The 7,538-nt window shown below is 59.6% G+C and carries 7 protein-coding genes; all 7 read right to left on the minus strand.

Annotated features, from left to right (window positions below):
- Positions 1-289: type VI secretion system lipoprotein TssJ (tssJ, locus tag WBB95_RS15960; protein WP_424488467.1), on the minus strand; the 289-nt coding region annotated here is incomplete at its 3' end.
- Positions 290-294: 5 nt separating this feature from the next.
- On the minus strand, positions 295-1,476 hold the full coding sequence (gene tagH / locus WBB95_RS15965; RefSeq protein WP_424488468.1) for a type VI secretion system-associated FHA domain protein TagH: 1,182 nt from the start codon (positions 1,474-1,476) through the stop codon (positions 295-297).
- A gap of 18 nt (positions 1,477-1,494) precedes the next feature.
- On the minus strand, positions 1,495-1,626 hold the full coding sequence (locus tag WBB95_RS15970) for a type VI secretion protein (RefSeq protein ID WP_424488469.1): 132 nt from the start codon (positions 1,624-1,626) through the stop codon (positions 1,495-1,497).
- A gap of 80 nt (positions 1,627-1,706) precedes the next feature.
- Positions 1,707-3,236, minus strand: a complete 1,530-nt coding sequence (locus WBB95_RS15975; RefSeq protein ID WP_424488470.1) for a sigma-54 interaction domain-containing protein — start codon at positions 3,234-3,236, stop codon at positions 1,707-1,709.
- Positions 3,236-5,668: an AAA family ATPase gene (locus tag WBB95_RS15980; RefSeq protein ID WP_424488471.1), complete on the minus strand. Its 2,433-nt coding sequence runs from the start codon at positions 5,666-5,668 to the stop codon at positions 3,236-3,238. Before WBB95_RS15980 ends, WBB95_RS15975 begins: the two co-directional genes overlap by 1 nt.
- A gap of 12 nt (positions 5,669-5,680) precedes the next feature.
- Positions 5,681-6,688 carry a type VI secretion system baseplate subunit TssG gene (tssG, locus tag WBB95_RS15985; protein WP_424488472.1) on the minus strand — a complete coding sequence of 336 codons (1,008 nt, stop codon included), beginning with the start codon at positions 6,686-6,688 and terminating at the stop codon, positions 5,681-5,683.
- On the minus strand, positions 6,652-7,538 hold an 887-nt coding region (gene tssF / locus WBB95_RS15990; RefSeq protein ID WP_424488473.1), incomplete at its 5' end, for a type VI secretion system baseplate subunit TssF. The genes tssG and tssF, both read right to left, overlap by 37 nt.

Consider the following 7,538-nt stretch of genomic DNA (forward strand, 5'->3'; position numbering starts at 1 on the left):
CACCTGGGCGTAATTCGAATTCCTCACTGTTCAACCAATCCTTGGGCAGTGCTTGCTCCGCATTGGTATACAGGCTGAAGAAGTCGGCATTCTCAAAGGCGACGGCATGGCGCAACTCAAGCAGGTGCACCACCACGGGTGAGGGTCGACCATGAAGATCGGGGTTGACGTGCTCGCCGACGTTCAGTCCCACATCCAACTTGGTCAACGTAGAGAAAGGCGAGACAGTGCTGCAGCCGTTCAACAGAACAAGCAAAAGAAGCAGGGGTGCAAAGGCAGCGCGATACATAAACATCATCCTGGATATTCCACGTGCAGCGTTGAGATCAAGCGAACCTGCTCCTCGTAAACCTTGGCGAATCCATCACCTGGCAGCGGGTCGTTACTGTTCGCGATGACGCGCTGGTAATGCCGCTGATAAGCACGCCAGTGCCCGCCATCGGTGGGAAACCGCGGTCTTTTCTCCTGATAGTGAAAGCATGTCAGCAAATGGCCAGGTGCAAAGGCCGTCCGTGCAGTGCGCACCGCGCTGCGACAGGCTGCCAGCAGTGCAACCTGGTGAACTTGCAAGTCCCGATGCGCCTGGGTGACGGCCTGCTCGGCAGATAATTGGCCCTGCGTTTGCGTGCCGAGCAGCGCCGCTAATGCCGCATCGGTGTCGGAGTGATCTTTCAACGGGCTCTGGCGTTTGAACCGAGTGTCGAAAAGCGGCAGGCCGAGCTCACTTTTGAGCCCTTCGCACGTACTCAAGCTTTGTTGCAAACCCTCCATTGCCAGACGAAGCAGGCGCGCTACCTTGATTGCCAATGCCTGTCGGGTCGGTGGATCGACGGCCTCCAGCCGAATGCCCAAGGCTGCTGTGAATTGCGCCCAAAAAACCTCATCATCCGCAGGCGTCGCAACCGACGGCGTCGAGAGCGTTTCCCGGACAGGCTCAGCCCGTCGCGGCATGACCAAATGTTCCCTATCTATCGCACTATGGACCATGCGTTGTTCAGGCTCAGCGGTTGTCTCGCCCAATCCAACCAATGCCTGTGACGTAGCCTGGCGCTGTTCTTCGCGATCCAGCGACTGAATGGGATCCAACGTCAGGAAGGCGTCATCGGGGATCGACTCCATCGCGATGTAATCGTGTTCGATAACAGGCCGCGTGCGTTCGATCAGCCGTACACGTATCGTCAGTGATCCCAGCCGAAATGCCTCACCGTCAGTGATCAATCGCGCCTGCCCTTTCCGCAGTCGCTCGGTGCTGCCAACCAGGTCGATACCGTTACTGCTGATATCGGTCAAAAAGTACTGCCCCTCGCGGTAAGCGATGAGTCCATGGTGACTGGAGAGCAAGCGGCTGGAATCGGGAATCATCCAGTCACATCCGGCGCCACGCCCAATCACACCGCCCACACCATCAAACGTTCTGCGCGCCGATGACAAGGAGCCGGCGTCCTCGGCATCCATTATTTCGAACTCAAGCTTCATGGTCAGGCCCTCCCCTGTTCACTGGCCACGCGTGATCGACCGCGGCTCACCCAAGGGGCGATAGTCGGCATCATCGAAAACGTAGTTGGCGCTGCAGCCACCGAGCAAACACAACACAAGCACAACGGCTTGCCATGGACGATCAGGCATCAGGATTCTCCCTCGGTAAATGGATCGCCCGGCAGGACTCGCGGGCGGAGGTAATACATGGCAACGCGTAAGACCCGCACTCAGCGTTCGCCTTGAGCGTCGTCAACAGGAATTTTCAAACGTGCAAGACGGTAGAGCAGCGTGCGCCGAGCAACCCCCAATTCACGTGCCGTACGCGTGCGGTTGCCGCGATTTTTGTGCAGGCAGTCAATCAGGAATACGCGCTCCACCCGCTCCATGCGCTGGCGTAGCGTTACATCGGACGCTACGGTTACAGCCGGGGCCAGTGGCAGCGACAGGTGTGCAGGCAGAATCACACTCTCGTCACACATCAGCACCGCCCGTTCCATCAGGCATTTGAGTTCGCGCACGTTGCCGGGAAAAGCATGGCTGGACAGCTGATCCAGCGCGCTATTGGACCAATCAACGGGCGGCCTGCCCAATGACTCGCAGGCCTTGTCCGCGAAGTGCCGTGCCAGTTGCAGCACGTCACCGTCGCGCTCACGCAAGGCGGGCAATTGAATGGGAAATTGGGCAAGCCGGTAATAAAGGTCCTCGCGAAAACTGCCCTCGGCCACCATTGCAGCCAGGTCGCGGTGGGTGGCGGCAATAATGCGCACGTCCACCTTATGGGCGGCGCTGGCGCCTAACGGACGCACTTCACCTTCCTGCAAAACCCGCAGCAACTTGGCTTGCAGTGACAACGGCATATCGCCGATTTCATCGAGCAACAATGTGCCGCCATGCGCCGCATCAAACAGTCCCGAATAGTTGCGTTCAGCGCCAGTGAACGCACCTTTGCGATAGCCGAACAGCTCACTTTCCAGCAACCCCTCAGGGAACGCTGCGCAGTTCTGTACGACAAACGCCTGCCTGCAGCGGGGCCCCGCTGCATGAATGGCCCTGGCCACGACTTCTTTGCCGGTACCCGTCTCGCCCCGCAACAGGACGGTATAAGGCGTGTTCAGGACCTTGCCGATCAATTGGCAGGTTTCTTCCAGTGCCGCACTGCTCCCGATCAAGCCATACGCCAGCGTCTTCCTCTCACGCGGTAACCTTGTGACCGCCGGACCGGGCTGCGTACACCGCAACAGAAGTAGTTGGTTCAGGGCGAAGCTGCCCAAATGACCCAATGAGGTGGCGTAGCTTTGCAGCGGCTCCGGGCGCCGGCTGACACACAGGAGAATGCCCTTGATCGCCTCATGCCGATTGAACAACGGCACACTCAGCAATGAGCGCCAAGGCAGCCCTGACGAAGGCAAAAAGCCGGTGTCATAGGGGCTGCGGACCAAGTCGTCGAGGCTCAGAGCGCATCGCTGTTTCAAGCTGTACTGCAGCAACTGTTGGGCCTGCGGCACGGGGCCTGGGACCTGCTCAATCGATGGGAGCGCGTCTGGCAAATGCTGGGCTACCAGATCAAGTTGGCCGGTGACTTCATCAAGCAGGTACAACTGGCTCAGTTCGCAGCGGCTCAGTTTCGCGGCACCCGCAACACATAGACCCGCCAAAAGGGTTTCATCATCTTCCCGCCCCATACGTATGAAGTGATTGAGCAGGCTATCGGCGTATTCCAGCGGCTCAGGCAGGTGAATAAACAGAGGGCTTGTCATCAGGTGAACTCACAGATCGGTTGGCCATTGCTATCCAGGCCTGCGTGGGCAAGTGAGAGAGACTCGCCGCTGGCCATCGCGCTGAGAAGACGGTCCACCATCTGAGGCAGCAAGTGCCGTTCGATCCATTGATCGATATACCGCGCACCACTGTCATCGTGCGCGCAACGCTTGGCCATATACGCAACCAACTCGGATGAGTAAGTGAATGTCAGATTGCGACGGCGCAGGCGTTCACCCAGGCTCGCAAGTTTGAGTGCCGTTACCTCGTGCAGTACCGGCCCGGCAATCGGGTAATAGGGCACGACACGCATGCGTGCCAGCAATGCCGGTTTGAAATGCGCGCGTAACACAGGGTGAATAGCGTCTTGCAGCACATGGGCCTCAGGCCGCCGCCCCTCCGCACACAGCTCGCTGATGCGGTCGCTCCCCAGGTTGGAAGTCATCAGGATCAGCGTGTTGCGAAAATCAATCTCCCGACCTTCGCCGTCATTCGCTCGGCCCTTGTCGAAAACCTGGTAAAACAGGTTCAACACCTCTGGGTCGGCTTTCTCAACCTCATCAAGCAACACGACTGAATATGGCCTTTGTCGCACAGCTTCCGTCAGAATCCCGCCCTCCCCGTAACCGACATAACCCGGCGGAGCACCAATCAAGCGGGACAAGGCGTGCTTCTCCTGATACTCCGACATGTTGATCGTGGTGATAAACCGTTCACCTCCGTACAGGAGATCCGCCAGGGCGAGGGCTGTTTCCGTCTTGCCAACACCGCTGGGACCCACCAGCAGAAACACACCCACCGGTGCATCCGCCTGATTCAAGCCGACAGCCACTGCGCGCAGGGCGCGATCAAGGGCCTGCACGGCGGGCTCCTGACCCAGGATGCGTGCGCGAAGCGCCTCTGCAAACCCGAGGACTTTTTCGTTGGGCTCAAGGGCTAACTGCTCGACCGGTATGCCCGTCCAGGCGCTGATGACCTGCGCCACCAGACGCGGGCACACCTCAAGCCTGCTCGAAGCGTGCTCGCTTTGAGCCCAGTCCTGCTCCAGCGCCTGACATTCGTGCTCAATGGCTTCCAACCGCAGGCTCAAGGTGTGCAGCGCATGAGCATCCACCGTTAAACCTGCTTCGGCGTCGCGGCTGAGCGCACGCTGTTGCCGACGCCCTTCAGCCAGTTCTGCGCTCAGGTTCTGCACTGCATCAGGTGGCATTGCTTGACGGGTACGCGCCCGTGCGCACGCAGTGTCCAGCACATCCACGGCCTTGTCGGGCAACTGACGCCCCGCCAGGTACCGGGCGCTCATGTGTGCCGCCGCGACAACCGCATCATCGCGCACATAAACACCGTGGCTCTTCTCATAGACGGCTACCAGGCCGCGCAGAATGGCCACGGCCTCCTCGACACTGGGCTCACCGATCAGCACCGGCTGGAAACGTCGGGCCAGCGCCGGGTCTTTTTCGATGTACTGCTTGTACTCCGTCCAGGTCGTGGCCGCGATGGTCCGCAGCGCACCGCGGGCCAGCGCCGGCTTAAGCAGGTTGGCCGCGTCGGACCCTCCCGCCGGGCCTCCTGCACCTACCAGGGTATGCGCTTCATCGATAAACAGGATCACCGCTTGAGGCGAGGCGTTGACCTCGTCGATCACACCTTTGAGACGCCGCTCGAACTCACCCTTGAGGCTCGCACCCGCCTGCAACAGCCCCATGTCCAGGGTCAGTACACGCACTGTTTTGAGCGATTCGGGCACCTGCGACGCCACGATCTTCAAAGCGAGACCTTCGACAACAGCGGTTTTTCCTACTCCGGCCTCCCCGACCAGAATCGGGTTGTTCTTGCGTCTGCGCACAAGGATGTCAATCAGCTGCCGGATCTCGCCATCACGACACAGCACCGGATCAATCAGCCCCTCGCGCGCCTGGGACGTCAGGTCATGGGTGAAGCGCTGCAATAGCGACTCTGTCGCCACAGGCTGGACATCAGGCGTTTGGCTCGCCAGGAAGTCTCGCACACGGTCGGCATTCAGCGGGCGCAACACGCCGTAATAGCCAGTCCCCGCGTGATCCAGCGGGTGGCGCAACAGCGCCAGCAGCAGAGCTGCGTGATCAACAACACGTTTCCCAAGCTCAATGTGAGCGACCATCAGCGCCTGCTGCAACCACTGCACCAATGCTTGGGCGAAGACGGGGTTGCGTGTTGCACTGTGCTCGCTCCTGGGCTGCAACACAGCGTGCAGCTCGCCCATTTGCACCTGCGCGTCGACGAGTGCCTTGGCCAACAGCCCGTCGGGATGCTCAAGCAACGCCAAGAGCAAGTCCTCGACCAAGACTTCACGGCCGCCGCGCAGGACGCAACGCTCAGATGAGCGCTCAAGATCGAGGCGCGCCTGGGGTGTGAGGGTGCGTATGAGTTGTTGCAGGTCCACATTTATCATGATCATCGGTCCCTAATGAATATTGCCGGCAAGCGTGACCACGCCATCGGCCCGCTCATGTTCCAACCAACTGGTCCAGCCAAGGCGGCAGACATTGCCTGCGCCAATGTGCAATGCCCTGATCTCCCCTTCGGCCAACACCAGCCGTATGTCGTACGCCAGCGGATCGCGGGCGGTTAACCGCACCAGTGAACTCAAGGGCTGATAGGCCTCTCCCGTCGGCAGGAAGTCGTGCAGACGCTGCCAACTCAGCGCCTGAATATGAACCCTGAACTTCCCGCTGCGGTCGGCAACCCGATGCCCCAGCACCAGGTCCTGGCCGAGCTCGCTGTTGGCGAAGCCCAATGTGTTGCGCTGCGCAGGGGCGACGTCCACGCTGCGTGCCACCCATTGCTCAATGAATAACGAGGAATGCTTGAAGTAGTAACGCAGGACCGTCTCAATCAAAGCCGCTGAATGTGCCCGAAGGCTCAGAAGCCCCAGGTAAGGCAACAGGCGCTTGCAATCCAGCTGCGTGGCTTCACGAATCGCGGACCCACCCAAACCGATCAGCGCAAACATCTGTCGGGAAAAGACATCGTTGGCCCCCGTCTGGAAACGCGCCCGGTAGCGGTATTTGCGCCAGATCGGCAGCATCAACCGCTGCAAGCGGTGGTGAAATATGTCCAGGAAGTCGCGGGTGGGATTGCCGCCCTGCTGCTCCGCAAATGCCTGCTCAGCATAAAAAGCTGGAAGTGGCGAACCGGCGCCGAATAAACCCAATACATTCAGGCGCAGGCGCGCCCGCAATTGCCCGCCTTCCACAAAAAATTCCACGCGGTCAATATCGTGCCCCGCAAAACCCAAGCCTGGATTGGCCTGGAACTCCAGCTGGTCGTACAACGCGTCTTCCTCCAGCAACGGGTGGGCGTCGCGCAATCGTTCGATCACCTGCAGCACCGCCTGGAAAAGCGTGTACTCACGGATGACCCGGGAAAGTTCGTTCAAAGCAGGGGTTGTTGCCCCATCCGGGAAGGCCATAGGTACACGTCTCCTTGTGTGCTGATGACTCGCAACTCGTGATAGGAATTGAGGCTGGCGTAAAGCGCAAAGAACTCATTGAGGACAGACGCGAACACAAACACGTCGCCCTGGCCGAGAAACCCTTGTGAGTCGACGGTCAGGTCCACGCGCAACCCACGGATGGGCAACCCGCGGTGCAATCGGTCCACCGCCTCATGGCTGATGGACTGCAAGGCGTCGAGCCGTGTCTGGCTGACTTTTTGCGCCTGGCGATCGTGATAGCGCGGTAGGTCGTAGGTTTCGAGAATGACTTTCAAGGCGTTGATATCAGTCAGCGACAAATAGTTGAGCGACATGTTGCTGATGAGCTTCCACAGAAAGTCCTGGTCAAGCGGAGGCGCGAAGCTCGCCGTTGGCACAGTGATATTGCGAAATGTCAGTGACTCGGGGGCCTGCTCGCAGGGCTGGTTTATCTCGCCGAGTCGCAACTGACGGGGCACATTGCAATTGGTACAGGTCAGCTCGATCGACAGCGTTTCCTGGGCTGGTCCCTGGCGGCCACCAAAACCGAGCCAGGTGTCCAGGCCACTGTGTTGCGCCGATGCACGTTGGCGAATGATGTAGCTTGGCGCTGCCGTCGACAGGCGGGAGCCGCCGTCATGCTCGAAGGACTCGAACGGCACATACGCTTGATAACCCAACCCGCCGGGGCGCCACCCAGTGACGTTGTCCACGGAAAACACATCGGCGTTGCCGGGCGAATACTCCCCCGGCATCAGAAGGTACTCATCTTGTTTCCCATCCAGGCGAATAGGTACCGCGTCCTGTTTGAACAGGTTGACGATAGGCGTGCAATACAGCTTCACAT

This window comes from Pseudomonas sp. (assembly GCF_049645325.1).
Classification (GTDB): Bacteria; Pseudomonadota; Gammaproteobacteria; order Pseudomonadales; family Pseudomonadaceae; genus Aquipseudomonas.

Bases quoted from the DNA above. Each gene is read 5' to 3' on its own strand.
- tagH (WP_424488468.1), bottom strand. From the start codon at position 1,476: ATGAAGCTTGAGTTCGAAATAATGGATGCCGAGGACGCCGGCTCCTTG.
- tssG (WP_424488472.1), bottom strand. From the start codon at position 6,688: ATGGCCTTCCCGGATGGGGCAACAACCCCTGCTTTGAACGAACTTTCC.
- WBB95_RS15980 (WP_424488471.1), bottom strand. From the start codon at position 5,668: ATGATAAATGTGGACCTGCAACAACTCATACGCACCCTCACACCCCAG.
- WBB95_RS15970 (WP_424488469.1), bottom strand. From the start codon at position 1,626: ATGCCTGATCGTCCATGGCAAGCCGTTGTGCTTGTGTTGTGTTTGCTC.
- WBB95_RS15975 (WP_424488470.1), bottom strand. From the start codon at position 3,236: ATGACAAGCCCTCTGTTTATTCACCTGCCTGAGCCGCTGGAATACGCC.